This window comes from Lysobacter sp. FW306-1B-D06B, from assembly GCF_038446665.1.
Taxonomy (GTDB): Bacteria; Pseudomonadota; Gammaproteobacteria; order Xanthomonadales; family Xanthomonadaceae; genus Lysobacter_J.
In genome coordinates this window covers 1,506,835-1,533,334 of record NZ_CP151802.1, presented here as the reverse complement: position 1 = coordinate 1,533,334, position 26,500 = coordinate 1,506,835, and the positions used below count along the sequence as shown (strand labels likewise).

Genomic DNA, 26,500 nt, shown 5'->3' with positions numbered 1-26,500 from the left:
CGCGTCCTTCGGACGCCTATGCCCCTGCCTGGCGACCACCGCCGCGCGTGCCATGGCACGCATCACGGCGGGCCCGCCGGATGCCGTGCCTGTACCCGCGCAACGATGGTTCCCCCCGTTCCGTCATTCCCGTGATCCGCGTCCGGCATCCCCATCGCCGTTGTCGCGACCCACGTTTCCCCTTGCTCTTGTTGTGGTTGGCCTTCCCTTAGCCTTCGCTATCGACACCGATGTCGGCGTCATCGCCTTCGCCGCCCGGTCGTCCGTCCTTGCCGTACGAAAACAGGTCGTAGTCCCCCGACGTGCCCGGCACGCGGTACACGTACGCATTCCCCCACGGATCGGGCGGCACGCGGCCTTGCAGGTAAGGACCGTTCCACTTCTTCTCGCCTTCCGGACGCGTCGTCAGCGACGACAGGCCCAGCTCCGATGATGGGAAGTGGCCCGTATCGAGCCAGTAGGCGTCGATCGCCTTGCGCAGCGCATCGATCTGCCCGAGCGCAGCGGTGCGCTCGGACTTGCCGATCTGCTGGAAGTAGCGCGGCGCGACATAGGCCACCAGCACGCCGATGATCACCACCACTACCAGCAGTTCCAGCAGCGTGAAGCCCGCCGCTGCACGGCGCATTCCCTTGCCCATCACCATCCCCTCAAGATCCACGACAACGGCGGCTGCTGGCTGCCCAGATCGGTCTGGCCGACCAGGATGATGTCCTGGCTGCTGACCACCGATTCGTTCTGGTCGACCGCGCCGTAGGTCAGTGCCCCCCAGAGCACTGTGAAGCCAGGTGCCTTGTCCACGATCGCGAACACACCCCCCACGCGTGGGCCGATGTTAGTCAACACGGGGCGGTAGCGGTAGGTCCACAAACCGGTCAACCAGTCACGCTTCTTGCTCACCAGCTGGTAGCTGGTGATCGCCAGGCCCATGTTGATGTCGAAGTCCTGGTTGACCACGGTGCCGTTCACGGGCGCGGCCGAGACGCCGATGTAGTCCGGATCGACGCTCACCGCCTTGCCGACGGTCACCGTGATGGGCTGGTCGCCGTCGCGCACCTTGTCGTGCACGGCCACCACCGTCACCGACTGCGACGTGGACCAGTTGGCCGGCGTGAACACCAGCTCGCGCGGCATGACGTAGGCCTCGCTGGCGTCGTTGACGCTCACCGGCACGGTGACTTCCGCCGTCGGCGCACGCCCCAGGCTCACCGCGATGCTGCCGGTGTCCTTGCCTTCGCGCAGGTTCATGCTCGTTCGCGGCGTGGCGACGATCGTGCCCTGCTGCGCCGGCGACGGCACCACCACCTTGCCCGGCGCATAGGCGCGGCCCATGCCCTTGTCGTCGTAGATCACGCCGTAGATCGAGTACACGCCCGGCGGCACGCCCGCGGTGTTCCAGGCGTAGGTGCCCGAATGCGTACCTGCGTCCTGGCGCAGGCCGTCGACGATCCGCGTGCCGGCGTAACCCGAGCCGGCGGCGTCGTAATACAACGCCACGGTCGGTTCGATCGCCGGACCGCTGCCTTCCCAGGCGATCACCGGGCTGCCGTCGCGTGCATCGACCAGCGTCGCCGGCTTGGACAGCGCGATGGTCGGCGCGACGTAGGTGCCGGTGCTGACGAACAACGTCATCGTCGGCGACCACGCACTCGCGGCACCGGATGCGTCTTCCGCGCGCACACGCCAGTAATGCGTGGCCTTGTCCGCCAGCGCGCCGCTGGACTGCCAGCTCAGGCCGGTGACCAGACCGCTCGATACCAGCGCCTGCAACGCGCTGTCGCGATAGACCTCGAAGCGGTAGCGCAGCAGGTCGCCGTCCGGATCGGTCGCGGGATGCGACTCGAAGGTCGGATGCAGGGTCGAGACCCATGCACCGGCACCCGGGTTGGCCGGCACCGGCGTGCCCGGCGCTTCGTTGACCGCGTTCATGCGGAACTCGCCGCCGGCCCATGCGCTTTCCGTGCGACCGTCGCTGGCCTTCACGCGCCAGAAGTAGCGCGTGTTCTCGACCAGTTCCGACGCCGTCCAGCGCGTCGTGCCGTCGCTGCCGGCGGCGATCGCATCGGACGCGCGGCGGTTGGAGGAATCGAACGTGCTGACCGTGTCGATCTCGAAGCGGTAGGTCAGCGCATCACCGTCGACGTCGTTCGCATTGGCGGCCACCAGCATCGCGTTGCCCGCGGTGGTGACGTCCACGCCGTTGACCGGGCTGACCGGCGACGGCTCGGACGGCGCCGCATTGCCGGTGTGCACGGTGAACGGACGCAGCGGCGTCATCGTCTGCGCGCCGTGCTCGTCGGTGGCGATCGCACGCCAGTAGTACGTCGCGTGGTTGGCCAACGGCACCTGCACGGTCCAGGACGTCGTGCCGCTCGCATCCGGCGCCAGGCCGGCCACGGCGTCGTGGCGCTGCGCCAGCGTGGCGTCGGTGAACACTTCGAACGCATACGTGATGGCATCACCATCGCGGTCCTGCGCATTGGTCAACGACAGGATCGGCGTCAGCGCATCGACTTCCGTACCGGCCGCCGGCGCGGTCAGGTTGAAGCTGTCCGGCGCATCGTTGAACAGATTGACGAAGAACGAGCCTTCCACCCAGGCGCTGTTGATGTCGCCCTCGGCGAGCGCCCGCGCGCGCCAGTAGTAGTGGCGGTTGTCGTCCAGGTCATCGGACGGCTGCCAGCCGGTCGGCTGACCGGAGACCGGGTTCTCGACCACGGTGCCTTCGCCGAGCTTCTCGGTCATCGCCGCGTCGGCGTACAGCTCGAAGTGCACGTTGCGCGTGGGATCGTTGCTCGCCTCGCCCGTCACCACCTGCAACTGCGGACGCAGCGCCGGCACTTCGGCACCGGCCAGCGGCGCGAACAGCACCGGAATCGCCGGGCCCGGCGGCGGTTCTTTCGATTCCACGCGGATCTTCGCCGAACGCGTGCCCGACAGACTGCCGTCGCTGGCGAGGTAGTTGATGAGGTAATCGCCCGCCTGCCCCACGGCCGGAACCCAGTCGAAAATGCCGAGGCCACCGCCCTGGTCGACGAAGGTCGCGCCCGTCGGCAACGGTTCGGCCGCCAACGTTACCGAGCGGCCCATCGGGCTGGAGGCTTCCACCAGGAAGCCGATCTGATCGCCTTCCTTCACCACGCGATCCGGGATGAACTGCAGCACCGGCGGCTTGGGATCGCTCGACAGCTCGTTGAACGCGACTTCATAGGTGCCCGGCGAGTTCACGTCGAACACGTTGAACCAGTACTCCCACTGCTTCGTATCGGCGTTCTTGGTCTTCGACAGCCACACGTTCTCGACCGCCATCGCCTTGGCGTCGGCGCGCATCACCGGGCCCAGCGCCTTCTGCCCGCGGTACGGGTCCGGCTTGCGCACGTAGAAGAAGCCCTGCGTCGGCGGCAGCGTCAGTCGATAACCGCCACCGGCCGCGACCAGGCCGGCCTCGTTGGAACGGTCGGTGACTTCGCTATCCGGACCGGCCGACTCGTAGACCTTGAGCGCGGTGCCGTCGAGCGCCAGGAAGTCGCGCACGAAGTCGCGCCCCGGCAGGTCCACGCGCACGTCGCGCAGCAGCAGGTGCGCATTGGTCGCCTGCAACAGCGAGGTCAGCGCGCCGCCCAGTTCGTCGGAATGCGTGAAAGTCGCCGTGAAGTCGACGAACTTGCCGGCGATGTTGCTCTCCATCTGCCAGCGGCCCATCTTGCTGCTGCTGGACGCAATGTCGCCGAAGTTGATCAGCAGCGAATTGCTTGCCGGCAGGTCCTGCACGTAGCTGCCGATGATGACGAAGCTGATCGGCAGGCCCTGCGCGTTCTCGATGATGCGCGGCTGCGCCGAGTTGATCTTCAGTTCCTTCGCCGCGGCCATGCCCGAGTTCTTCACGCGCACGCCCAGCGTGTACGGTTCCGGCGCCTCGATCTCGGCGGTCATCGGATCGTCCGCGATCACGTCGCGGGTCAGGAAGTAGTCCAGCGTCAGCGACGGCAGCGGCTTGACCGTGATCGCGTCCGGGTTCAACTCCAGCACGTGCGTCTCGGTGCCGAAGCGGTAGCGCAACGTCGCGCCCACCAGGTAGCGCTTGCCGAACGGCGTCGTCCCGGCCGCACCGGGCGCCGGGATCAGCATCCAGTTCACCGACGCCGTGGTGCCGCCCGCGACCTGTCCGCTGCCGGTGGTGTTGTCGATGTTCTGCTTCTGCGTCTGGCGCAGGAAGAACTTCGCACTGAGGTCGTTGGGGTCCTGCGTGATCGGCACGGGAAGCCCGGTCTCTTCGGTGACCTTCACCTCCACCAGCACTTCCGTCAGCGGCGTGACCGGCAGCGAGTTGGTGATCCGAAGCTCGGCGTCGAACGCCTGCCGCTCCAGCGTCAGCTCCTGCTTGATCTCGATCTTGACGCGCGCGCATACGGTCTCCTGTGCGTGCGCGGGTGCGCATGCAAGCAGGCCAAGCCACAACGCCAACGCGCCCCAGGCGCCCATCCGTGTTGTCTGCACGTGTTCCTTCCCCTGAACAGCTACTTCCGTGATTGCATAGGGCAGCCTTGCCAAGACCACCTTCCCCCTGCTCGGCTTCCATCCCGCCGAGTTGCCTCTGACACCGTCTTCACCGGCGACACACCTCATCCCCGCCGAGTCCCTGTGCCTGTCAGCGTCTTGGTGAAGTCGCCCCAAAAAGCCGGCTATCCCCCTGAACGTCCGGATCTCATTGACTCTTCCAATGTGGCTAACGTGGACTCGAGCGGAGACCCCGCCGCAAGCGCAACGGCCGACTCCAATGCCGACCCAGCCTTGGAGTCGCCGACCATTCTGAAAATGATCGCTGCGTAAGCGAGTCGCTGAGCCTCATGCATGGGAAACACCTGGCGGTATTCGCGAGGAACGTCCGAGAGGAACTCCGCGACCGCCAACTGCGAGGGAAACAGGCGAAGGAACGGAAGAGCCAGGCCCTCGATAGCAGCGCGCAGGTCCTCGCTCAAGCGGTCATCGGGCGCATGGCCCGAATCCTCGGCGGTCACGCTCCACCACTTGTCCTTGTGGTCCGGGCTCAACATGCCCAGACGGCTTCCTACGCAGCAGTCAACGATCTTCGGATTCTTTGGGTCTGGGCGGTTGGCGAACAAGGAGATCACACCCGGGATATGGACTCCACAGTTCATCGTGAAATCCAGGGCGGACGCATTGCTCCATTGACTGCGCTGTAAGTCGACTATGTACGAAATGCAGCCTTCCTTCCGCTCATACACATAGCGCCGCTTCTTGAAACCATGCACAGCCAGGGCCGGAGTGATTCCGGCCTTAATAATTTGATCAAACCTGGTATCGAGATTCATATCAGTAGTAAACAACTCGTCCACGCTTGCCGGTCGCACGTTCGTATGCGTCAAGTTGCTGCCGTCCAGCTCGACGGCCACTAGGCGTGTTCGGCTTGAGTTCGATAGGCCGACCGGACCTGTCCAGTGCATCGGGAACAACCTTCTTTCCGGTCTTCGGATCGACCAAATGCTGCGGCTCAGACTGCCATCCTTCCTTGGCTTTAACCTTGTCGGCGAACTCGCGGTGCTTCTGCCGACCGTTTGCCGCGGCATCCCGAACCTTCGGATTCCGCGAGCCCTTGCCCTTGCACATTACGTTATGTGCAAGGACTCCATCTTCGCCAACGTAGAACGTGTGGGAATCGGCTACTTCCAGGTTGTAGACCGCAACCGTCTCTTTCCGCTGCTCTACGCGCAGTATCCCGACAGTGGCCAGCTTGCCGTCTGGCCCCTTCACATCAAGCTGCCCTCCCGCCAGCAGCAGCTGAGCTGCGCGCCAGCCGTCGGGAGTATGCAACGGGTGACCGCCCGTCACTTCAAGTTGCTTACCCGAGCTCAACCACAGCGTCACGATCGTCTGCTCGTGATGCGACAGGATCAGGTTGGTGACTTCCTCAACCTGTGTCTCTTCCGCCCATTCCGAGTAGGCCAGGACTTTGTCCCCTGGCCGCAGGTCCTCGATCCGCCTCAGCCCTCCGGGCGTCGCGACTTCGGTGGCGCCGGGGAAACTGTTGAACAGACTGTTCCATAGACCCTGCACACCACCCCAAAGCGCAGCGAGCTTCTTGCACGGAATCGGAACCAGGCTCCAGAGGCAATCCTTGAGGCAGTCCGTTACATCGATGTCGCAGGGGTTGTTGATCAGGTCCGAAACGCCATCCACGACGGCACATTCGACCAGGCAGGTAGCGTACCGCCCGGCCGCGGCCCTTGCCGCGTTCCAGCCAATCGGCACCAGCATGAACGCCTCGCCCGTCGGGTCGATCCGATTGGTTGGCGAGTGCCCTGTGTATGCATAGAAGTTCGGACCGCCATCGAACCCGATGGGATCCTCAGTGATGTAACGACCAACCTCAGCCTCGTAATAGCGTCGCTGGTTGTAATGCAGCGAAGTCTCGGCATCGAAGTATTGCCCCGGAAAACGCCACGGCTGCGTGATCTGGGCTCCTGCCGCGATCTTCGCCGTACCGAATGCGGTGTAGTCGTTGGCGGACCATACGATTCCGCCTTCACGGTTGGTGACGCGCCAGGGCGTGCCAAGGTGGTCGTTATGGTAGTAGTAGTAGTTGCCGTCGGCCCGCTGAAACAGCGGATAGGTCGAATAAGTGCCACTCGGATCCCATCCGTAGCCGCGAATGACGCTGCCATCTGCAGCCACTTCGGCAAGCAGGCCTTCCTCTGCCTGAAGGAAAAGCGTCTTACCCGGGATCGAGCCGGCTCGATCGACAAACACCTCCTTTGCCAGGCGATTGTCGAAGGGGTCGTACGCGTAAGTGGCGACCAGTGCATTGGCGCCGTCGCGAACTTCGACCAGGCGGTTGAAGCCATCGTAGACATAGCGGGTTGTCCGGAATGGCTCACTCAGCCGCGCCTCGACCTTCCGGATGAGATTGCCGGCGCTGTCGTAGTCATAGCTGACATCACCGCGGCGCTGGAGACGATTGGCGTCGTCGTACTCCCAAGTGCCCGATATCGTGCTTTGTTGCTCACGATTACCGGCCTTGTCTATGACATACGTCTCGCTGCCCCCCCCGATGAACTGCGCATCAGTCTTGACCAGGCGAACGGCCTCGTCGTACTCGAACTGCGTGATCTTGCCGTCTGTCTCTCGACTGCCCAGCTCACGCAGCTTTCCGAATCGATTTTCCAGCTCGAACAAAGTGGCCTGACTCGGACTCTTCACGCGCAGCCGCGTGAGACCGAGAAGCCCATCCCGCTCCATCTCTTGAACCGTGCCACCGGGCAGCACTACTTTCTTCGGCGCGAGCCAGCTCCACTCGGTGACACTGATCGACCCCTCGCCCGGAATCTCGACCCGGCTCAGCTGGTCGTTCTTGTCGTACGAGTACGTCAGCGTGATCCCGTCCGGGCCTGTGTAGGTCTTTACCTGGTCGTTCGCGTAGTAGGTGTAACGACGGCTAAGGCTTACCCCATCGACCTGAACTGTCTCGCCGAGCAGGCGGTCCGCGTCGTCATATTCCAGAACGCTGCTGGCACGGCCCGTCGTCCAGCCGCTCAGGTTTCCGGCTGCATCCCATTGATAGGAGTGCGCCCCTTGCAATGAACCGTCAGTGCCAAACGCTTGGCTTTGCTCAAGACGTTGTGCTGCATCATGCTGATACTTGACCGTGACACCGTTGGGGCGATGCATCTCGACCAGGTTTCCGGCATCGTCGTAGACGTAGCGAGTCGTCTGGTCGAGCGCGTTGGTTTCGCTAACCAGAAGGCCACGGCCGTCGTAGGCCATCCGTGTGACCTTCTGCCTCGGGTTAGTGAAGCTCACCAAGTTGTTGCGATGGTCATACCCGAACTTAACCGTCGCGCCGATTTCACTGATCGCCGACACCATTCGACCGAGCCCGTCATACTCGAACGACCGGGTGTGCCCATTGGGGTCGGTTTGCGTCCGGACGCGACCAACAGCGTCATAGGTCCAACCGATGGTCAGAGAGTCGTCTGGAAGCACCTCGGTCTGCAGCGAGGGTCGCTTCCGGTCGTCGTATCGAAACAGCCGCTGAAAGGTGGGATACGTGATCTTTCCCGGTTGCCGTCCACCCCGATCGGCGCCATCGCCCTCGACATAATCGAGCAGCGTCTCGTAGTTCTCGCCATCTTTGAGCTTTGTCAGCCGCCCGAACGCGTCATATGAGAACCCCGCGGTCTGCCCGATCGGGTCGCTCGATGCGGAGAGGCGACCCGCAACATCGAAGCGATCGCTGTATGTCTCGCCATAGTGGTTGGCGATGCTGGATTCGCGCCCGGCGGCGTCATAACCGATTCGCGTGATCTTTCCCCGCGCGTCGGTGATGGTCAGCGGAAGGTCCGTTCGGTCATATGTGTAGGTGACCGTGTGTTGGTTCGGGTCCGTCTCCGTCAACAGGTTGCCGTGGACGTCGTAGGTATACGCCCACTGATGATTAAGCGGATTCGTCGCCTTGGTCAGGTTGCCTTGGCTGTCGTACTCATACGTCCACCGCTTTCCCTCACCATCGAGCACTTCGCTGACATTGCCGTTATCGTCGCGCGTCATGCGCACTTCGGTGTCGACGTCGGTAGACCCGTCAGGATTCGATCCGCCCTTGCGCCGGATCAGCTCGGCTTCGCCTCGCGCGTTGTAGACGTACTCTGTGACCTGCTCTTCCGGTCGACCTGCGGCTGCCTTGACGTCGAGCAGATTGCCGCGGCCGTCCCAGCGGTTGCGCCAGATCGTGCCGGCTTCGTCGGTGAATTCACGGACGTCGGTGGAGCCCGCCTCATAGGCGTAGCTCTTCGAAGTCCCGTCGGCGTACGCGATCCGGGTAACTTCGTCGAAGTTGTCCCGCTGGATCTGCGTACTGCCGTTGCGCTCATCGATGTAGGTTATCGAGCGGCCGCTTCCCGTCGAGGTCATCAGCGCTTTGCCATTGGCCTCGCGAGTGACAGGGCGACCTTCCTGGTCGAAACGGAAGGTCTCGATCTTGCGGCCGCCCTCAGTCTGGGGGTACCTGACCGTGATGCTGAACTCTTTCTTCAGCTTGTCGTAGCCGTAGTCGAACTCCGTGAGGCCTCCGTCGGGCGCCTTGACTCGGCCCACGCGCGCGGTGACCCCATATCCGATCTCGGTGACGCGACCTTCTGCGTCGGTCACCTTGGTGACCTTGCGGCGCGTGTCGACGAGCAGCATCGCCGCGCTTGAGGCGCGTGCACCGATGGGCGCGCCGGACCCGCCGCTATCTGGCGCACCGAACGATCCGTTGTAGTCGTAGGCCGGCGAATCGAGCGAGCCGTAGTCGAACGACGTCGTGTTGCCGCGCGCGTCGACGACATTACGAAGGCGGCCGTCGCCGTCGTACTGGTACTTCACGCGACGGATGCTGCCGTCCAGCGGCGTGTGGTCGCGCACTTCGGTAATGAAGTCCGCGCTGCCGTTGGAGTACAGCAACGTGAAGACGGTACGACCGTTGTCGTCCAGGATCCGTTCGACCTGTCCGTGGCTGCCGTACTGGAACCACACCCTGACGTTGTTTCGATCGCCGTAGCTGGTGATGCGGCCGATGTTGTCGTATTCGATCCAGGATCCGCTGCGGTCGATCCACCGGAAACCGTTGACCAGGGTGGTGGGCGTACCGCCGGCCCCGGGCTTTCCGGGCGCAGGATGCGCGTCGGCACCATTGCTCGCCGGCAACACCGGCACCGACTGCGGACGCACGACGAAGCGCGGATGCTTGCTGCTCACCCACGAAGTGCCGTCGGTACTGCGGCTGAAACCCACACCATTGCGTGCAACGAACTCGGCGGCGTGGGGGTCGGGCACCGGCCGTCCCTCCAGATCGCGCCCGAAGAACGGATCGTTCGGAATGCGCGTCTGCTGGACTTCGTTCTCCGGATTGCCGATGGCGATGGCACTGCCTGAACTGGCGGTGTTATCGCAACTGCTGACGCCGTCGACCACCGTGCAACTGAAGAAGGCGCCCATCGAGGGGTACATCGCCTTGTTGTACGAAGGACGCCCCAGGCCCGACCATTGGCGATTGAACACCCACTGCTTGCCGTCGTAGTCGCGGTTGATGCGCACGTAGCCGCCGGGCACCTTCACGCTCAGGTCGTCCTGCTCAATGAAGAAATCGCCGTTGCGATTGCCAAGCCCCATCCAGCCATTGCTGCCAAGCGGGAACTGCGTCTGCGCATGAGCGCTGAACGTCGCGACAAACAACACCAGCGTCGCCAGCAACTTGCGGCCCAGATTCGTGAGCATCCCTTCTTTCCCTTCCATCGTTCGTTCGCGCCCACGCGCGGGCGTCTGCATCCAGCGGGGCGGCATCATTCGCCGCCCTCCTTGTCGTCGTTGCCACCGGGGTTGTCGCAATCGCCGGAGCCCTTGGCGCACAGCGGTACGCCCGGCATGCCGCCGTAACCCGGGCCACCGGAGCCACCCCAACCACCGCCGCCCACACCGCCGCCGCCCGGGCTTGGCGCAGGCGTTCCCACCGGGCATGCGCTGCGGTCGACGTAGAACCAGTTGGCGGCGGAACCGCAGTTCTCACTCATCACGCCGTTGGCGCAGACGTAGCGACAGCTCACCGGATAGCGGACTGTGTAGGTGTAGCAACCCGGTGTGCCGCTGACGCTGCCGCCCGGGGCGGTGCTCGAGCCGTTGCCGCCGGTGCCGGTTCCAGCATCGATGCCGCCGGGGCCGTCGCCACCACCAGAGCCGCCATCGTCGCCGCCGTCGTCTCCACCACCGCCGTCGCCACCACCGCCGGCACCGCCACCGTAGTAGCCATACGGACGCAGCGCGATCACGCGATACGGCAGACGCACGCGCTGCTTGGCTTCCAGGCTCGTCGGCGGCTGCACCAGGAACTCGAAGCGGTAGTACTGATCGGCGCCCGGCGGGCGAGCCACCACGTTGTCGGCGCGAATCAGGCCATAGTTGGTCAGCACCAGCTCGCCCTGGAACACTTCGCCCGGCGCCATCTTCGGCAGGTTGATGCTGGTGGGCTGCATGACCACCACCGGCGCGGGAACGTCGGTTTCAAACGTCGCGTTGAGCGTGATCTCGTAACGGTCCTCGATGGTGATTTCGCGCACCGACCATTCGACCTGGATCAGGCTGTATTCCAGGAACACCGACTGGTTCACCGTCAGGCCCGGCTTGACCGAGACGCGGCCGCCGGCTTCCTGGTGGTTCTGCGCGCTGGCCTTGAAGCGGTAGCTGCCGGCCGGCAGGTTCTGGAAATAGGCCTCGCCGTAGGCGTCCGTCCGCAGTTCGAAGCTCTGGCTGACCACCGCCTCGTTCTGCAGGAAGATGCGCGCGCCCGCCAGGCCCGGGATCAGGTTGCCGTTCTTGTCGCGCGTGGCGGTGTAGATGTCGGACGCCTTGAACAGCAGGCTGCCGATGCCCGACTGCGTGACCGAGACGAACACGTTGACGGTCTCGGCCGGCAGGTTGGCGCCGGAGACTCGCAGCACGAACTCGTGGATGCCTTCGGCGACGTTGGCGTCCGGTGCGACGTTGACGTCGACCGTGCGCTTCTCGCCGACGCCGATACTGCCCAGCGCGCGGCCCGAGGCCAGCGTGATCCAGGCCGGCGCCGCGTTGCCGCTCTTGTCGAGCAGGTCCACGACCACCTCACTCATCGCAACGAAGCCCTTGTTCTCGAACACGACCTGCTCGAGCGCCGTCTGTCCGCGCGCAAGGCCCGCTTCGACGTAGTTCGGCGTGGCGTACAGCGCCGGCTTGGCCTCGGTCAGCGTGTAGTCGACGTTGAGCAGCGCCAGCGGCGTCGCGCCGGAGCCATCGCTCACCACCGCCAGCACCACGCGCCCGCTCGGCGCGGCCGTGTTGTCGCCCGACACGCTCACCGGCAGGGAAAGGTCCTGCTTGGGCGCGATGCTGATCGGATCCGGCAGCAGCACCTTGATGCCCGCCGCCAGCGTGCCACTGGGCTGGTATTCCGGCGCGTAGATCACGCGCAGGTTGCTGGCCTGCGAACCGGTGCCCGAACGCGCGCGGAAGTCGATGCGATAGGCGTAGTTGCGCGGCACCGTCAGCTTGAACGGCGTCGGCGTGATCTGGATGCGGTTGATCGTGAAGCTGGCGTGCTCCGGACGGTCGGTCATGTCCGGATGGATCGCGCCCACGCGGTAGCGACCGGCGTCGGTCAGCGTCGGCTTGAAGACGTAGCGGAAGCCGCCTTCCGCGTCGGTCATCACGTCGGTCAGGCGCTCGAAGCCTTCCTGGTTCAACGCGATCTTCAACGGTGCGTTGGGCACCGGCGCCTGCGAGGCGCGATCGACGGCGCGGCCGCGGATCGTGATATCGCCGGTGCCGAAGGAGACCACCGGATCGACGGAGGTGATCTCGCCGGAGTACGGCGTTTCCACCAGATCCACCGCGCGTTCGCTGCCCATGCCCGGGATCGCCACTTCTTCGGCCTGGCCGGTGCTGTAACGCAGCTTGTCGACCTCCAGCTTCAGGCGCACGCGATCGGGCGCGCTTGCGGGCACGGGCATCTGGAACACGTCGGACACGTAGCGCTGGCCCGGTGCGATGCGCGCCACCGTCTGACCCTGCGCCAGCGTGATCACGCCCGCGCCGGTGGCCTGGCGGTACGGCACTGTGCTGAGCAGGTTGCCGTCGTTGTCCATCAGCTTCAGGCGAAGCTCGTTGGAGGCGTCGCGACCGGAGTTGCGCGCGGTGAGCAGTTCGACTTCGACGTCGGAGGTGTTCTCCACCGTCAGGCGCACCTTGCCGGTGGCGCCGCGCGTGAAGCCTTCCGCATCCAGTCCGACGACGAGCGCGCTGTCGACCACCGACGCCTGCTGATCGCGGCCGATGCGCATGCGCTCGCCTTCGCTGGCTTCGTTCTCCAGCAGCAGCGTCAGTGCGGCCGGATTCGGCAGGTCCGGATAACCGCCCACCACCAGCGGCACCACCTTGGTGGCGTTGCCGCCCAGGGCGAAGGCTTCCGAGCGGAACTCGCGCGCACCGACCTTCGCCACGACCTTGGCCACGTTGAGCGCCGCCGACGACAGGTTGGTCACCTGCACGTTGAGGCGGTTCATCACGTTGCGCTTGAGCGGCAGGCCACCGACCACCTGCAGCGAGGCGTTCGGCAGGAGGATCTCGCGCGCCATGCGCACGCCGTTGGCGTCGACGGCTTCCACCGTGTAGCGGCGCTCGCCGCCGGTGTAGCCGGTGTCGGTGAGCGTGGTCGCGGTGATCGGCTGCGTCGTGAGCTTGAAGCGCGCTTCGCCTTCACCGACGTAGACGTCGTAGCCCGTCGCGCCGCTGCCGTTCGGCGTCCAGGCCAGCACCGGCAATGCGGTGCCGAGCTGATCGACGTGCAGCGTCTTGACCGGCAGCAGGCTGAAGTTGAGGTAGACCGAGTTGGAGATCGCCGATTCGTTGCCGGCCGCGTCGAGCGCGGTCACGACGTAGGCGTGTTCGTCCTGCGACGGCACCGCATCCACCACCTGCGTGGTCTTGATGTTCTGCTTGAGCGGCGTCAGGCCGGCGACCGAGGTGATCGTCGCCGTCGCCGCGCGGTACAGGCGATAGCTTGCCGGCGCGGTGCCGACCGGCGGCTGCCACGTCGCCAGCACGCCCTGCGGAATCAGGCTCAGCGCGAGGTTCTGCGGTGCGCCCGGTGCGGTGCGGCTGGTGGTGACCTGCGCGACGGACGACTGGCCGCTCAGCGTTTCCTGGCCGTTGGAGGTGCGCACCGATGCGACGGTGTAGCGATACAGGCCATCGACCGCCGTGCTGTCGGTCGTCTGCGCCTGCGTGGCGCGGACGCGCTCGACCAGCGCCGGTTCGCCCGGTGCCTGGCGGTAGATCTGGTAAGCCGTCGCGCCTTCGACCGCCTGCCACTGCAGGCGCACCTGGCCCGCCGGCAGCGCCGATGCGGTGACACCGAGCGGCACGTTCAGCGCCGGCAACTCGCCCTGATAGACCTGGGCTTCGTTGGCGGCGGTGACGCGGCTGGACGTATTGCCCAGTGCGTCCTCGGACTGTTGGCTCAGGCTCAGCAGTTCCGGCGAAGCCTGACCGGCGTCGGCCGGCAGCTCGAAGCGCACGCGCCAGGTCTGTGCATCGATGCGCTCCGGCGCACCGGTCGCGACCGGCGTGCGGCCATTGCCGGAAAGCTGGTAGCGCACCACCGGTGTCTTGCCGGCAGGCAGCGCCTCGCTGAAGTTCAGCGTCGCGGTGATCTCGCGATCGGCATCGGCCTTGATCGGCGCCTGCGGATCCAGCGCGATCTGCACCAGCTCCGGCCCGACGGTGTCGATGCGCAGCGAACCGCCCTCGCGCACGTCCACGCCACGGTTGCCGACCAGGTCGCGCGCCGAGAACAGCACGTTGGCCACGCCGCTGCCCGCACCGGAGGCCAGCGTCAGCGTGCCTTCGTAATGCGTGTCGTCGCGCTTGATCAGGTCCACCGGAACCGGCAGGCCGCCTTCGGGCACGATGCTGAAGTACGGCGTGCCGACGAGCGGCTCGCTCACGGTGACGCGCAAGTCCACGCGGCCCTGGCCGTAGGTCTGGGTGTTGGCGTCGTAGGCACCTTGCGGCGTGTATTCCACGCGCTCGGCGGCCGGCGGCGTGCGGTCGATGGTGGCGTTGGCGATGTTGGTCGGCGCGCTCGGCGTGCCGGCCGCATTCACCGCGACCACGCGGTAGAAGTACTGGCCGTCCGCCGCCGGTGCGTCCTCGTAGGCGATGGCCGAGGCGGTGAGTCGAACCAGCTTCTGCGCTTCGCCGATGGCGGCGAACTCGTTGCCTGCGCGGTAGATCTCGTGCGCGACGACGTTGGTGTCGCTGGCCGCGGCCCAGGTCAGGCGGATCTTTCCGCCCGTCATCGGCGCGGCCGCAAGGCCCGATGGCGCCGACGGGACGGTCACGTCCAGCGTCACCCTCACCACTGCGGACAGCGCGCTGGTGCCGTGCTGGTCAGTCGCGGTGGCGCGCAGCTGGTTCTCGCCCGGGACCAGGGTCACCGGCGCGGCGAAGCGGCCATCGCTGCCGGCGGTCACGGCGTCGCCCGCGGCGACGTCGTTGATCAGCACCTGCACGCTGCTGCCCGCCTTCGCATTGCCGGACACGGTCAGGGCCGCGTTGCGCGTGACCAGGCCGTTGGCGGGCTGCGTCAGCGTCGGCGCCGCAGGCGGCGCATGCGCGACGGTGATCGAATACGTCACCGTGTTCTGGTTGGCCAGCGAGTCGAACGCGCGCAGCGCCAGCGCATGCACGCCGTTGGCGACATTGGCAAGGTCGAGCAGCGCGGTGTACTGGCTGGTGCCCGTCGCGGTGGCGACGACCACGCCGTCGAGCAGCAACTCGATGCGCGAAATCGCGCTGCGGTCGCTCGCGGTGAAGGCGAGCGTGCTGTTGCCAGTGAAGGTCATGCCATCGGCCAGTGCGATGCCGTTGGCCTTGATGTTGCCCAGCTGCGGGCCTTCGACGTCCGGCACCGGCGCGCCGTGCGAGACGGTCACGGTGATGCTGTGTTCGGCCACGCGGCCGGCTTCGTCGGTGGCGATCGCCTTGAGCACGTAGTTGCCGTCGGACACGCTGTCGGTGTTCCAGGCGTACGCATACGGCGCGGTGGTGTCGGTGGCGAGCACCGTCGTGTCGCGCAGGATCTGCACCTGGCGAACGCCGGAGACGTCGCTTGCGTTGACTTCGATGTCGACCGATTCGCGGATCAGGCTGCCCGCGGCGGGATTGGCGATGGCCACCTGCGGCGGCTGCGTGTCGATGAGCACGCCGCCGGCGAGCGTCGCCGTGACGACGGCGCCGGTAGGATCGCGGAACTGCGCGTGCAGCGTCTTGCGACCGTCGCCGGCGGAAACGTCGAACTCCACGTTCGCGCGGCCGTCGGTGAGCGGCTGGAAGGCCACGCCGGTGAACGCGTTGTTCTCGGCGAGGCGGAACTCGGTGGCATTCACGCACGACAGTTCCAGCGCGATGCGGCGCTGTTCGAAGTACGTCGCCGGCGCGGCAAGCCGCACGGTCGGATTGATGAGCGGCACGGCCGTGAGGAAGCTGGCGTAGTTCACGCCGGCCGAAACGGCGTCGCCCTGTCCGGCGGGATTGCCGGCGGCGTCGCGCGGCCCGGTCGAATGTCCCCACCAGTTGCCGGTTGCCTGGACCGGCGTCGTCGGCCAGCGATTGACGACGGCCTGTTCGCGATTGCCGGCGAACTGCGTGGACCCGATCGTGGGCGCGCTGTTGCGTTCCACATCCAGGCCAACGCCGTTACGCAAGAAGCTGGAGCCGGTGATCGCGGGCGACGCACCTTCGAGCAGGCGCAGGCCGTTCGTGTTGTCCGTCACCTGCAGGTATTTCAGCGTCGGACTCACACCGCGCAGCGTGAACGCGGCGCGGCCCTCGTCGCCACCGGCGTAGCGGATGCGCAGGTCCTCGAACGTGAGCGCGCCAAAGGCCTGCGCCGATTTCTCGATGCGCACGCCCTGCCAGTCGCCCGCGGCCGGAACGCCCTGGCCGGTGCCGGCCTGTCCGCCGACGCTGTCGTCCTTGTCGCTGGTCAGCGCCACGCCCTTGCCGGCCGCAAGCTTGTCGCGCACGACCAGTTGCGCGTCGTCACCGAACTTCACCACCACGCCGTCGCCCAGCGTGAGGTCCGCGGCGCCGGTCGTCCACGGCATGCAGGCCAACAAGGCCATGCACACGGTGCCGATGGCGCGCCGCGAACCACGACGCAACTTCCTGCTGGTGTGTTCGGATTGACTCATGGTGACCGCACGTCCCTGCCTGCGTTGTTTCCAGCTGCCGATGCCGGTTGCTTCAACCCTTGAAGCCGATCTCGCTCAATGCCTCGTAAGGCAGGTCGAACGATTTGCCGCTGTCGGTGATGAGCCTCGCGCGCGCGCCGCCGTGCAGCGCCACGGTCACCTCCACCTTTTCCACGCGCTCGTTCTGCGCAAGTCGCGAGAGCTTCTCGCGCAGCGCTTCGTCTTCCAGCGCGGCGATGACGACGGTGTAGGTGGTGGTGGCCTGCAACGTGCTCGATCCACGTGGCAGCGTCACGGAGACCTGCGCGGTTCCCGCTGCCGTGGTTCCGGTGATGGCGGGGCTGATCGCCTCGCTGGGCGTTCCGGACGCCGGCACGATGCGCAACTGCACCGTGTTGCCGACGGGCACGTTGGTGGTCTCGAATCCGACCACCACCGGACCGGTCGTGGTGTCCGGCAGGTTCACGTCGTTGGTGCCCGTGGGAACCGCCGCGACGGCCTGGCCGGCGACGGAGGAAATACGCAACGCCGGCGCATTGGCGATGAACACCGGGCCGATGTCGCCGCGCACGTAGGTGGGCTGCGACGTGCCGTTGTAGGTGACCGATTCGCCTTCGATGCGGATGCGACCTTCGGAGCCGCCGTAGACGCTCCTGCCGTCGTAGCCGCAGTACTGGCGCCGGTTGCCGTTGTAGTTGATGCAGCCGCCGGACGCATAGACCGTGCCGTTGCCTGCGACGGTGGTTGCGACCAGTCGGATCGCGCCGCCGGAACCGCCCGCGCCCTGACCGCCGGCACCGGTGCCTCCATGTCCTGCACCATCGCCGCCCGTCGCGTCGACGCTGCCGGTAATCCTCAGCGTGCCCGACGACGCGATCAGGATCGCGCCACCGCCGCCGCCGCCGCCGGAACCGGGATAGTTGGTGCCGCCCCGGCCACCACCGCCGCCGGAACCGCCCACCAGCGGCTGCAGCAGCGTCGAGCCGTATGAGAGGCCCGCGGGACCGTAGTTCGCGGCGCACTGGTGCGTGGTGTAGTACTTGTAGGCGTTGTTGGCGTAGCCGCCGCCCGTGCCGACGTACTTGTAGTAGCCACCCGCGGGCGTGCAGCCGTCGCCGCCTTCGATACCGCCCGGACCACCGCCCGGCCCGAGTCCGGCACCACCGCGGATGATCTCCACGCGTTGCTGCGCATCGCCGCCGCCGCCGCGACCGCCGCGGAAGCCGCCCGGGCCACCCTCGCCCGGCAAGGCGTCATCGGCCTGGGCGCCATTGCCGTAAGTGCCGGTCGGCTTTCCATCCTCGCCACGCACGTCGATCGTGCCGGCGATGGTCACGTCGCCACTGGCCAGGATGTACACCGGCGTGTTGGCGGCATTGCGCTTGAACTTGACGCTGACGCCGACGGGAATGTTGATGGTGGTGTAGTTGAGGATGCCCGACGGCGGCAGCTGGATCTCGGTGCTGGCCGTCGGATTGAGCACGCCGTCGGCACCGGTGCTGCCGCTGTCGAACGCGGCCCATGCCGTCGGCGCGAAGAGCGCCGCGACGAGCGCCATCGCCAACGACGCCTGCGTCGGCGCGCGGAACTGCTGATTCATGGGGTAGCTCCTGTTACGCGCATGCGATGCGGCGGCTTGCGGGTGTCGGGTGGTGATCTCGGCCATGGTCTGCTCAGCCCTTGAACCCGATCGCGCTCAGCGCGGCGTACGGCATCTCGAACGTCTGTCCGCTGCCGGTGATCAACTTCGCGCGCGCGCCGCCTTCCAGCGCGACGGTCACTTCGACCTTCTCGACGCGTTCGTTCTGCGCCAGGCGCGACAACCGTTCGCTGAGCGCTTCGTCCTGCAGCGAGGCGACGGTGACTGTGTAGGTCGTCGTGGCCTGCAATGCGCTGGGCCCCTGCGGCAGCGTCACCGACGCATCGGCCGTGGCCGCCGCGGTGCTTCCGACAAGCGCGCCACTGACCGCCGCGCTGGGCGTGCCGTAAGCGGGCACGACGCGCAACTGGATCGTGTTGCCCAGCGGCACGTTGGTGGTTTCGAACGCCACCACCACCGGGCCTGTCGTGGACGCCGGCAGCGTCACGTCGTTGGTGCCGGTCGGCACCGCAGGCACGGCCTGGCCGGCCACCGACGAGATGCGCAACGACGGCGAGTTGGTGAGGAACACCGAGCCGATCTCGCCGCGAACATAGGCGGGCGAGGACGAACCGGTGTACGTGATGGCCTCGCCTTCGATGCGGATGCGGCCTTCGGAGCCGCCGTAATGGCTTGAGCCACCGGTCGACCCACAGCGCTGACGACGCGCGTTGTCGTAGTTGATGCAACCCCCCGGCGCGAGTAGCGAACCGGTTCCGGTGACGGTCGTAGCGATGAGTCGGATGCCACCGCCCGAACCGCCCACGCCCTGACCACCGGCGCCGGTACCTGAAATGCCGCCACCGTCGCCGCCGGTCGCATCGACGCTGCCGTTGACTCGCAGCGTTCCCGAAGCGGCGATCAGAACCGCGCCACCGCCGCCGCCACCACCGGAGCCCGGATAGTTGGTGCCACCGCGCCCGCCACCGCCGCCCGAGCCGCCCACGAGCGGCTGCAGGAGGGCCGAGCCATATGGCTCGGTCGCGGGCGTGGTCATCGAACAGTTGGCGACGTAGACCTTCACCGCCTTGCTTGCGTAGGCACCGCCCATACCGGCGTGCTTGTAGTAGCCCGTCGTGGCATTGCAGCCGTCGCTGCCTTCGACACCACCCGCACCACCACCCGGCCCCAGGCCACCACCGCCGCGGATGATCGCCGCACGCTGCTGCGTGTCGTCGCGTCCACCGCGTCCGCCTTCGAAGCCGCCGGGACCGCCTTCGCCGGGAATGCCGTCGTCGCCCTGCGCGCCGTCGCCGTAGGTGCCCGCGTGCTTCGCATCCGCGCCGCGGACGTCGATCGTGCCGGCGATGGTCACGTCACCCGACGCCAGGATGTACACCGGCGTGTTCGCGGCATTGCGCTTGAACTTGACGGTGACACCGGTCGGGATGTTGACCGTCGTGTAGTTGAGGATGCCCGACGGCGGCAACTCGATCTCGGTGTTGACCGTCGGATTCAGGACTCCGTCGGCGCCGGTGCTGCCGCTGTTGAAGGCGGCCCAGGACGTCGGCGCGAAGAGCGCCACGACGAGCGCAGTCGCCAACGATGCGCGCGTCGGCAGTCGGAGAGGCTGATTCATGGTGTAGCTCCTTGAACGGGTATGCGTTGCGTCGTGCTGGGAGGAGATGTCGCCCGCGGCATGCGGCGCGGACCGGGCATCGCGGCCATGCGCGTCGCGCATGCCGCATGGGCCGCCGGATTCGTGGGCGCTTGAACGGTGCAGGGTCATGGGCCGGCCACCACGGTGAGGGTGTTGGCCACGCTCGGTGTCGCGGACGTCGCGCCACCGGGCACCTTCAGCTGCAGCACGCGCTGCCCCGTCGTCGCGCCCGCGGCGATGTGCACGGTGACCTTCAACTGTTCGCCCGTTGCGTCCTGCGACCACACCGGCGCGCCGACCTGCGTGAATCCGTCGGCCGGAGTGAAGACCGCACCAGTGACGCCGGCGAGGTCGCGGCCACGCACGGTCAACGTCACGGTCTCGCCCGTGTTGAGCACGATCGGCGAAACCGAATCCATCGACGGCACGCGTCCGATGCCGAACGAGGCCAACGCGCCGGACTGCCAGACGACCTCACCGCTGCTCGTGCGCAGGCGCAGGCGGCGCGAGCCCAGGGCCGCGTCCTGCGCGACGCTGACCGGAACATCGAGTTCGGTGCCCGACGCATTGGCCGACACCGTGCCGAACAGGATGCCGGCGCTCGGCACGGCTTCCACCGACGTCACCTGTCCCAGATCGACGCCATGGATGCGCAGCGTGTCGGAGACGCCCTGCAGCCAGCCATCGGCCGACTTGCCGCGCGCCACACTGCCCACCAGCAGGCCGACGGTGTTCGCGGTCGGCATCAGGTCGACCGGCTGCGGCGGCAACGGCTCTTCGATCACCATCACGCCCACGGTCGGTGCGATCAACGCACCGTCGTAGGTCTGGCTCTGGCCCGCGCCGACGCGCACTCCGACCGCCGGCGACATGATCGCCGGGTAGGCAGGACCGGTCTGCGCGGCCAGCACCACCGTGTTCGCAGGCGATGCTTCGGCAGCGGAATCGCCGGCGGCCGTCGTCACGATCAACTTGCGCGGGCCCGTGGTGGCCGCAGCGTCCACCTGCACGGCGAAGGCCAGCGTGTTGCCGCCGTCGCTCGCGGTGAACGGACGGATCACGGTGATGCCCGCGGCCGGCACGAAGCGCACGTCGACCACGTTGTCGAGGTAACGGCCACGCACGGTCAGCGTCTGCGCCGTGCCGCCCAGCGTCAGCACCTGCGGCGCGATGGATTCGACCATCGGCAGCGGCGTGGACACGAGGAACGCACCGTCGTTGACGTTGGCAAAGGCCATCGGGCCTGCCGGCGTGGCGAGCACCAGGCGGCGCAGGCCGAGCACCGCGTCGGCGGCCACGGTCACCGGGAAGGTCAGCTCGCTGCCATCGCCCGCGACGGTCGGCGCGCCCACCGTGAGTCCCGTCGCCGGTACGAACGACACCGCGTTGACGTCCTGCAATCCCTGTCCCTGCACCTTCACCGTGACGGTCGAACCGACGATGCCGGTGCGCGGCGTCACGCCGGTGGCGCTGGCGCCCACGACCACGCCTAGGTGCTGCATCAGCACCGGCACGATCTGCTGCGGATCCGGTGCGCGTTCGCCCACGCTCACGCCGACCAGCGGCGCGGTCCACGCATACGTGGACTCGATGGCGCCCACCACGTGCAGCGTGTTGGCGCTGGTGGCGTCGGCCGGACTGGTGCCGGTGACGCTGGACACCTGCATGACCCGCGAACCCAGCGCGGCAGTGGAACCGACATGCACCATGGCCGTCAGCTCCGTGCCGTCGGCATTGATCACCGGCTGCGCATCGATCTCGATGTCGCTGCCCGGCGTGACGCTCAGCTTCGCGTCACGCAGGTTGCGACCGTGCACGACCATGGACACCGTCGAGTTGCGGGTGACGGTGATCGGCGAGATCGAGTCGATCCTGGGCAGGCCCGCCGCCAGGTACACGGTCCCGCTGGCCGCGTTGGCGAACGCGAGCAGCGAACCATTGTTGTCGCGCACGACCACACGCCTCGGGCCGCTCTCGGCATCGCCGGTCGTCGTCACCGGCACGCTCAGGGACGTTCCATCCGGCGACACCGTTGCGGCGCCCAGCGTGAGTCCGTCCGCAGGCACGATCGAAACCAGCGAGCCTGCGGGGATCGCGGCGCCGAGGATCTGCAGGTTCTGCGTCGTGCCCGCGGTCCAGCCATTGGGAACGACGTCGCCCAGCACCGCACCGACGCCCACGCCAACGAGGCTGTTGGGCTTGGTCTCGCGTGTTTCGCCGCCCACCGGACCACCGGCGACGGTGACACCCACCGGCGGGGCGTAACTGGTGTTGATGCCACGGAAATCAGGCGTGATGAAGATCGGCGTCGAGCTGTTGCCCAGCGTGGCCGACTGCGCGATCAGCGTGACCGAACCCTGCACCAGCGGCGTGATCGTCACGCGCGCGGTGAGCTGGCCCGCGGCGATGGTGAGCGATGCCGGAGTGACCGTGGCCTTGGCCGGATCGGACACCGAGAAGTTGATGGTGTGGTCGCGGATATCCGCCTTGGACAGACGCAGCGTGATGTCGTGCGCCTTGTTGTCCGGCGGCATCGCGATCGGCGTCGGTTCGAAACTCACCGTCGGCGGCACCGGCATCTGCACGGTGAGGTTCACCGAGTTCGACAGCAGCGGCGGACTGCCGCCGGCCGGATGCGGATTGCGCACCTGCAGCGGCAGCACCGCGGCGGCGCTCTGGTTCGGGAGCGTGGCGCGCAGTTCGCCGCCACTTACGTACTGCGTCGGAAGTCCGGCCGAGTTGACCAGCACTTCCGACTGCGCGCTGAAGTTGCGCCCGGTGACGACGATTTCCGAAACGCCCACGCCCGCGATCACGGTCGCGGGCACGATCTGCGTCACCGCCGGGATCGGCGGCGTCACGGTGAGTGCATTGGGCAACACGAGTTCGCCGGCGTCCACGCGCAGCGACAGCGCGGCGGGCCCCAGCGCCGCATCGGCATTGGCCTTGAGCTGGAAGCTCAAGCGCGACGAGGAGCCGCCGCTGATCGGCGTCACCGTCAGGCCGCTGTTGTCGACCGCCCCTGCCGCAAAGCCATCCAGGCGCACGCCATCGACCGCCACGGACACGGTCTGTCCCTGTTCGATGGTGGCCGGCGTGATCTGCGATACCGCAGGCGAGCGGCCCACCGAAACGGTGCCGCTACGCACCACGTACGGAATGCCCGACAGGTTCCACTTGACGCTGCCGACGATGTCACCGGCCGGCACTTCGATGCCGTTGACATCGTTTCCGCTGGCCTTGTTGCCGACACCGGAGGGCGAAGCCGCCAGGTCGATGCTGATCGCAGGGCCCTGGCTGTTGCGGATGTCCAGGTAGTTCAGCACCGGCGAAGCACCGTTCACCACCAGGCCGCGTCCGTGCTCGAAACGCACATGCTCAAGACGCGTGGTGGCGGTGGCGCCCGGTCCGAACGTCCAGGTGCCGTAGTCGCCGGCGGCCGGCGCCTGTCCGCGCAGTGTCTTGACGGAAAGCACGCGGATCGGCTGCGTCACGGTGCCGAGCGCGCGGAGGCTGCCCGCCTGCACGTTCACGCTCGCACCGGCTTCCATGTACACCGTTACGCCCGCGTCGATGGTGAGCGTCGCGGCGCTCTGCACCAGCAGGTTGCCCGACACCACGTACGGACTGTTGGCAAGCGTCCAGCGCGCATCGGTGGCGATGGAACCGCTCACCGCCGTCTCGGCGCGGGAGTTCGGAGCGAAGGCGAGCGACAGCGTCGCCATCATGAGCAGCACAAGCAGTCGCCAGAGCGGAACGGCACGCGCCGGCCCCGCGCCTTGCGTCATCTCGACGAAGTCACGGGTTCCGGACGCACGCGCACGCGCGCAGCCTGGCCTCTCAGGACAGAGCGGCATGGTGGATTGGGCTCGAGTGCGCGATCAGCGACGAGGCGCGCGCGAACGCGACGCTTCGTTGCCGAGCGGAATGCTGTGGTATTCGGAAGCGACGATACGGGCCTGATCGAGGCGCTGGGACCAGCGCAAGGCCGCACTACACCAGGCGCCGAGGGCGCCGGACTGCTGAAAATCCATTCATTCCCCCTAAATCCGTTTATTCCGGCATGCGCCCGGAAACCCCTTCCCTGGCGTTGCGGGTCCGATCATAAACAGGGCTCGATCGGTTTTGCAATCCACTGCAAACGATCAGGATGATCCTCGTCACAAATTCGGAACGCGAGCCATCCGGCCGCGCTCGCGCGACGGACTGCATCCGCCAGCGGCGATGCAGTACGCGTTCCCGACATCGCCAAGAAGCAGCCACTGGCGGCATGCGAACGAGCAACGCGTGCGAGATCGCAACGCGTTCGGCCTTCAATTCCTGTGAGGCAGCGGGCGCTTGCACACGCACGCGGCGCAGATCCGTCAGCTTTCTTCGGGTCGCGGCTGGAACATCTGCGCACGCGGATGGAAGCTGCGCGGCGCGTAACCGAAATCGCGCTGCGCCGGTGCGATGTCGAACGTGAGATCGCTGCGCATGCGGCGCACCGCGGCTTCGCCGAGCCCGGTGCCGCGTCCGCTCAGCTGCGCGGCGAACAGCGCGGCACTGAACAACGGCGAAGGCAATTCGATCAGCTTCGGCGGCGACGTCAGCGAGGCGAGCACGCGCGCCACCATGTCGCGGTAGCTCAGCGTCTCGCCGCCCGGCAATGCGTAGGTCCGTCCATGTGTGGCCGCCTGCGATGCGCAGGCAAAGGCCGCCGATGCAAGATCGTCCGCGTGCACCGGCTGACGCAGGCCGTTCGCACCGCGCGGCAGCGGGAAATAACCCCAGCGCTGCGCAAGCTGTGCGATGCGTGTGAGCGTGGCATCGCGACCGGCTCCGTAAATGAGCGTGGGCCGAAGCAATGTCGCCGCCGCATCGCGCTTGTGCGCGGTGGACAGGACGAGCTCCTCGCCTTCGCGCAGGCGACGCGCGACATCGCGCTCGGCCGCATCCGCCGAACCGCGCTTCACTTCCACGCTGGTGGAACCGAAGGCGATCACGCGCGGGCACTCGATCGCGCTGCCCGCGAACCACTGTGCGAAGCCGTCCAGCGGCCCGCAACTGAAGATGGCGTCCACGCGTGCGGGCACGGCCGGCATCGCGTCGAGTTCGCCGCGCAACCAGTGCAGGCCGGGCTCGTCGGTGTGCATGCCGCGCGAGAGCGCCGTGACGCGCCAGCCATCGCCCAGGAGCATGCCCAGCAGTGGAAAGCCGATCTGTCCGGTCGCGCCGAACACCAGTGCATGCCGCATCGTTCAGTCCACTCTTGTCATCGGGGGCAGCGTCATGCGCAACCATATCCAGCCGGCGAGCGCCGACACGAGCGAGGCCAGCAACACGCCCAGCACGGCCGCGTCGTAGAGGTGCGGATCGCGATAGGCGAGCGAAGCGATGAACAGGCTCATCGTGAAACCGATGCCGCACATCAGCCCGAGGCCGAGCATCGCGCGCAAGCCCATGCCGTCCGGGAACCGCGCCCAGCCCAGCGCGCGCATCAGCATCGCCGCGCCGACGATGCCCACCGGCTTGCCGACCACCAGGCCAAGCAGTACGCCCATCGGCAACGGTGCGAACACGTCGTCCAGTGCCATGCCTTCCAGCACGAGCCCTGCGTTGACGAAGGCGAACAACGGCAGGATCGCGTACGCGACCCACGGATGCAGCGCGTGCTCTAGCGACTCCAGCGGTGAACGCGCGACGCCTTCGCGCGAACCGTGCGGCACCATCAACCCGGTCACTACGCCGGCCAGCGTCGCGTGCACTCCGGACTTGAGCACGCACACCCACAGCACCGTGCCCAGCATCAGGTACGGCGCCAGGCGCCTGACGCCACGCCGATTGAGCAGCCACATGCCGGCGATCGCCGCGGCCGCCCACACCAGCGCCGTCGTCGACAATCCGTGCGAATAGAACAGCGCGATGATGACGATGGCGATGAGATCGTCGACCACCGCGATCGTCGACAGCAACAGCTTCATGCCCGTTGGCACGCGCGAGCCGAGCAGCGCGAGCACGCCGAGCGCGAAGGCGATGTCCGTCGCCGTGGGCACGCCCCAGCCGCGCAGCGCCTGCGCATCGCCGCGGTTCAACGCGAAGAACAGCAACGCCGGAACGACGACACCGGCGGTCGCGCACACCATCGGCAACACCAGCTGCGAGCGACTGGCGAGCTGTCCGCTGAGCGCCTCGCGCTTGATCTCCAGCGCGACCAGCAGGAAGAACACGGCCATCAGGCCGTCGTTGATCCACAGCAACAGCGGCTTGGCGATGTCGAACGCGCCGATGCGCACTTCCACGGGCAGTTGCCGGAACGCCTCGTACGCCGGCGACAGCGGCGAGTTGGCCGCGGCCATCGCCAACACCGCGGCGGCGATCAGGACGATGCCGCCGGCCGCCTCCAGGCGGAAGAACTCCCGCAGCGCGCGCACGCCGCGCGGAGACGGTGTGATCGGCCCGGAGGCGGAAGGAGGAAGGGTCTGCGTCATCGGCCCAGTATATCGG

General features: G+C 67.0%; 11 protein-coding genes. All 11 read right to left on the bottom strand.

The genetic code is table 11. The features are described 5' to 3' along the window. Nucleotides 1-208 precede the first annotated feature (208 nt). The 11 genes from gspG to nhaA all read right to left on the bottom strand — a co-directional run bounded on the left by gspG (nt 209) and on the right by nhaA (nt 26,484). Nucleotides 209-640: a type II secretion system major pseudopilin GspG gene (gene gspG / locus AAFF32_RS07015; RefSeq protein ID WP_216960727.1), complete on the bottom strand. Its 432-nt coding sequence runs from the start codon at nt 638-640 to the stop codon at nt 209-211. Next, on the bottom strand, nt 640-4,482 hold the full coding sequence (locus tag AAFF32_RS07010) for a hypothetical protein (protein ID WP_342316922.1): 3,843 nt from the start codon (nt 4,480-4,482) through the stop codon (nt 640-642). The genes gspG and AAFF32_RS07010 overlap by 1 nt, the downstream gene beginning before the upstream one ends. Nucleotides 4,483-4,682: 200 nt before the next feature. After that, the gene (locus AAFF32_RS07005; RefSeq protein WP_342316921.1) at nt 4,683-5,333 is read right to left on the bottom strand and encodes a DUF4304 domain-containing protein; all 651 of its coding nucleotides are present in this window, start codon (nt 5,331-5,333) and stop codon (nt 4,683-4,685) included. Between the two features lies 1 nt (nt 5,334). After that, the gene (locus AAFF32_RS07000; RefSeq protein WP_342316920.1) at nt 5,335-10,338 is read right to left on the bottom strand and encodes an RHS repeat-associated core domain-containing protein; all 5,004 of its coding nucleotides are present in this window, start codon (nt 10,336-10,338) and stop codon (nt 5,335-5,337) included. Beyond that, the gene (locus tag AAFF32_RS06995; protein ID WP_342316919.1) at nt 10,335-16,775 is read right to left on the bottom strand and encodes an Ig-like domain-containing protein; all 6,441 of its coding nucleotides are present in this window, start codon (nt 16,773-16,775) and stop codon (nt 10,335-10,337) included. Before AAFF32_RS06995 ends, AAFF32_RS07000 begins: the two co-directional genes overlap by 4 nt. 52 nt (nt 16,776-16,827) lie before the next feature. Further along, nucleotides 16,828-18,375 carry a hypothetical protein gene (locus AAFF32_RS06990; RefSeq protein ID WP_216960743.1) on the bottom strand — a complete coding sequence of 516 codons (1,548 nt, stop codon included), beginning with the start codon at nt 18,373-18,375 and terminating at the stop codon, nt 16,828-16,830. A gap of 73 nt (nt 18,376-18,448) precedes the next feature. Then, nucleotides 18,449-19,993, bottom strand: a complete 1,545-nt coding sequence (locus AAFF32_RS06985) for a hypothetical protein (protein ID WP_342316918.1) — start codon at nt 19,991-19,993, stop codon at nt 18,449-18,451. A gap of 146 nt (nt 19,994-20,139) precedes the next feature. Continuing rightward, entirely contained in the window at nt 20,140-23,802 is a 3,663-nt protein-coding gene (locus tag AAFF32_RS06980; RefSeq protein ID WP_342316917.1) for a hypothetical protein, read from the bottom strand. Nucleotides 23,803-23,895: 93 nt separating this feature from the next. Further along, nucleotides 23,896-24,048 carry a hypothetical protein gene (locus tag AAFF32_RS06975; protein ID WP_216960751.1) on the bottom strand — a complete coding sequence of 51 codons (153 nt, stop codon included), beginning with the start codon at nt 24,046-24,048 and terminating at the stop codon, nt 23,896-23,898. 330 nt (nt 24,049-24,378) lie between these two features. Next, nucleotides 24,379-25,251 carry a nucleoside-diphosphate sugar epimerase gene (locus tag AAFF32_RS06970; protein WP_342316916.1) on the bottom strand — a complete coding sequence of 291 codons (873 nt, stop codon included), beginning with the start codon at nt 25,249-25,251 and terminating at the stop codon, nt 24,379-24,381. Nucleotides 25,252-25,254: 3 nt separating this feature from the next. Beyond that, the gene (nhaA, locus tag AAFF32_RS06965) at nt 25,255-26,484 is read right to left on the bottom strand and encodes a Na+/H+ antiporter NhaA (RefSeq protein WP_216960756.1); all 1,230 of its coding nucleotides are present in this window, start codon (nt 26,482-26,484) and stop codon (nt 25,255-25,257) included. Nucleotides 26,485-26,500: the final 16 nt, after the last annotated feature.

Excerpts from the sequence above, each read along its gene's own strand:
- AAFF32_RS07010 (WP_342316922.1), bottom strand. The coding sequence starts at position 4,482 with ATGGGCGCCTGGGGCGCGTTGGCGTTGTGGCTTGGCCTGCTTGCATGC.
- AAFF32_RS06995 (WP_342316919.1), bottom strand. The coding sequence starts at position 16,775 with ATGAGTCAATCCGAACACACCAGCAGGAAGTTGCGTCGTGGTTCGCGG.
- AAFF32_RS06985 (WP_342316918.1), bottom strand. The coding sequence starts at position 19,993 with ATGAATCAGCCTCTCCGACTGCCGACGCGCGCATCGTTGGCGACTGCG.
- nhaA (WP_216960756.1), bottom strand. The coding sequence starts at position 26,484 with ATGACGCAGACCCTTCCTCCTTCCGCCTCCGGGCCGATCACACCGTCT.
- AAFF32_RS06990 (WP_216960743.1), bottom strand. The coding sequence starts at position 18,375 with ATGAATCAGCAGTTCCGCGCGCCGACGCAGGCGTCGTTGGCGATGGCG.
- AAFF32_RS06980 (WP_342316917.1), bottom strand. The coding sequence starts at position 23,802 with ATGACGCAAGGCGCGGGGCCGGCGCGTGCCGTTCCGCTCTGGCGACTG.
- AAFF32_RS06975 (WP_216960751.1), bottom strand. The coding sequence starts at position 24,048 with ATGGATTTTCAGCAGTCCGGCGCCCTCGGCGCCTGGTGTAGTGCGGCC.
- AAFF32_RS06970 (WP_342316916.1), bottom strand. The coding sequence starts at position 25,251 with ATGCGGCATGCACTGGTGTTCGGCGCGACCGGACAGATCGGCTTTCCA.
- AAFF32_RS07005 (WP_342316921.1), bottom strand. The coding sequence starts at position 5,333 with ATGAATCTCGATACCAGGTTTGATCAAATTATTAAGGCCGGAATCACT.
- gspG (WP_216960727.1), bottom strand. The coding sequence starts at position 640 with ATGGGCAAGGGAATGCGCCGTGCAGCGGCGGGCTTCACGCTGCTGGAA.
- AAFF32_RS07000 (WP_342316920.1), bottom strand. The coding sequence starts at position 10,338 with ATGATGCCGCCCCGCTGGATGCAGACGCCCGCGCGTGGGCGCGAACGA.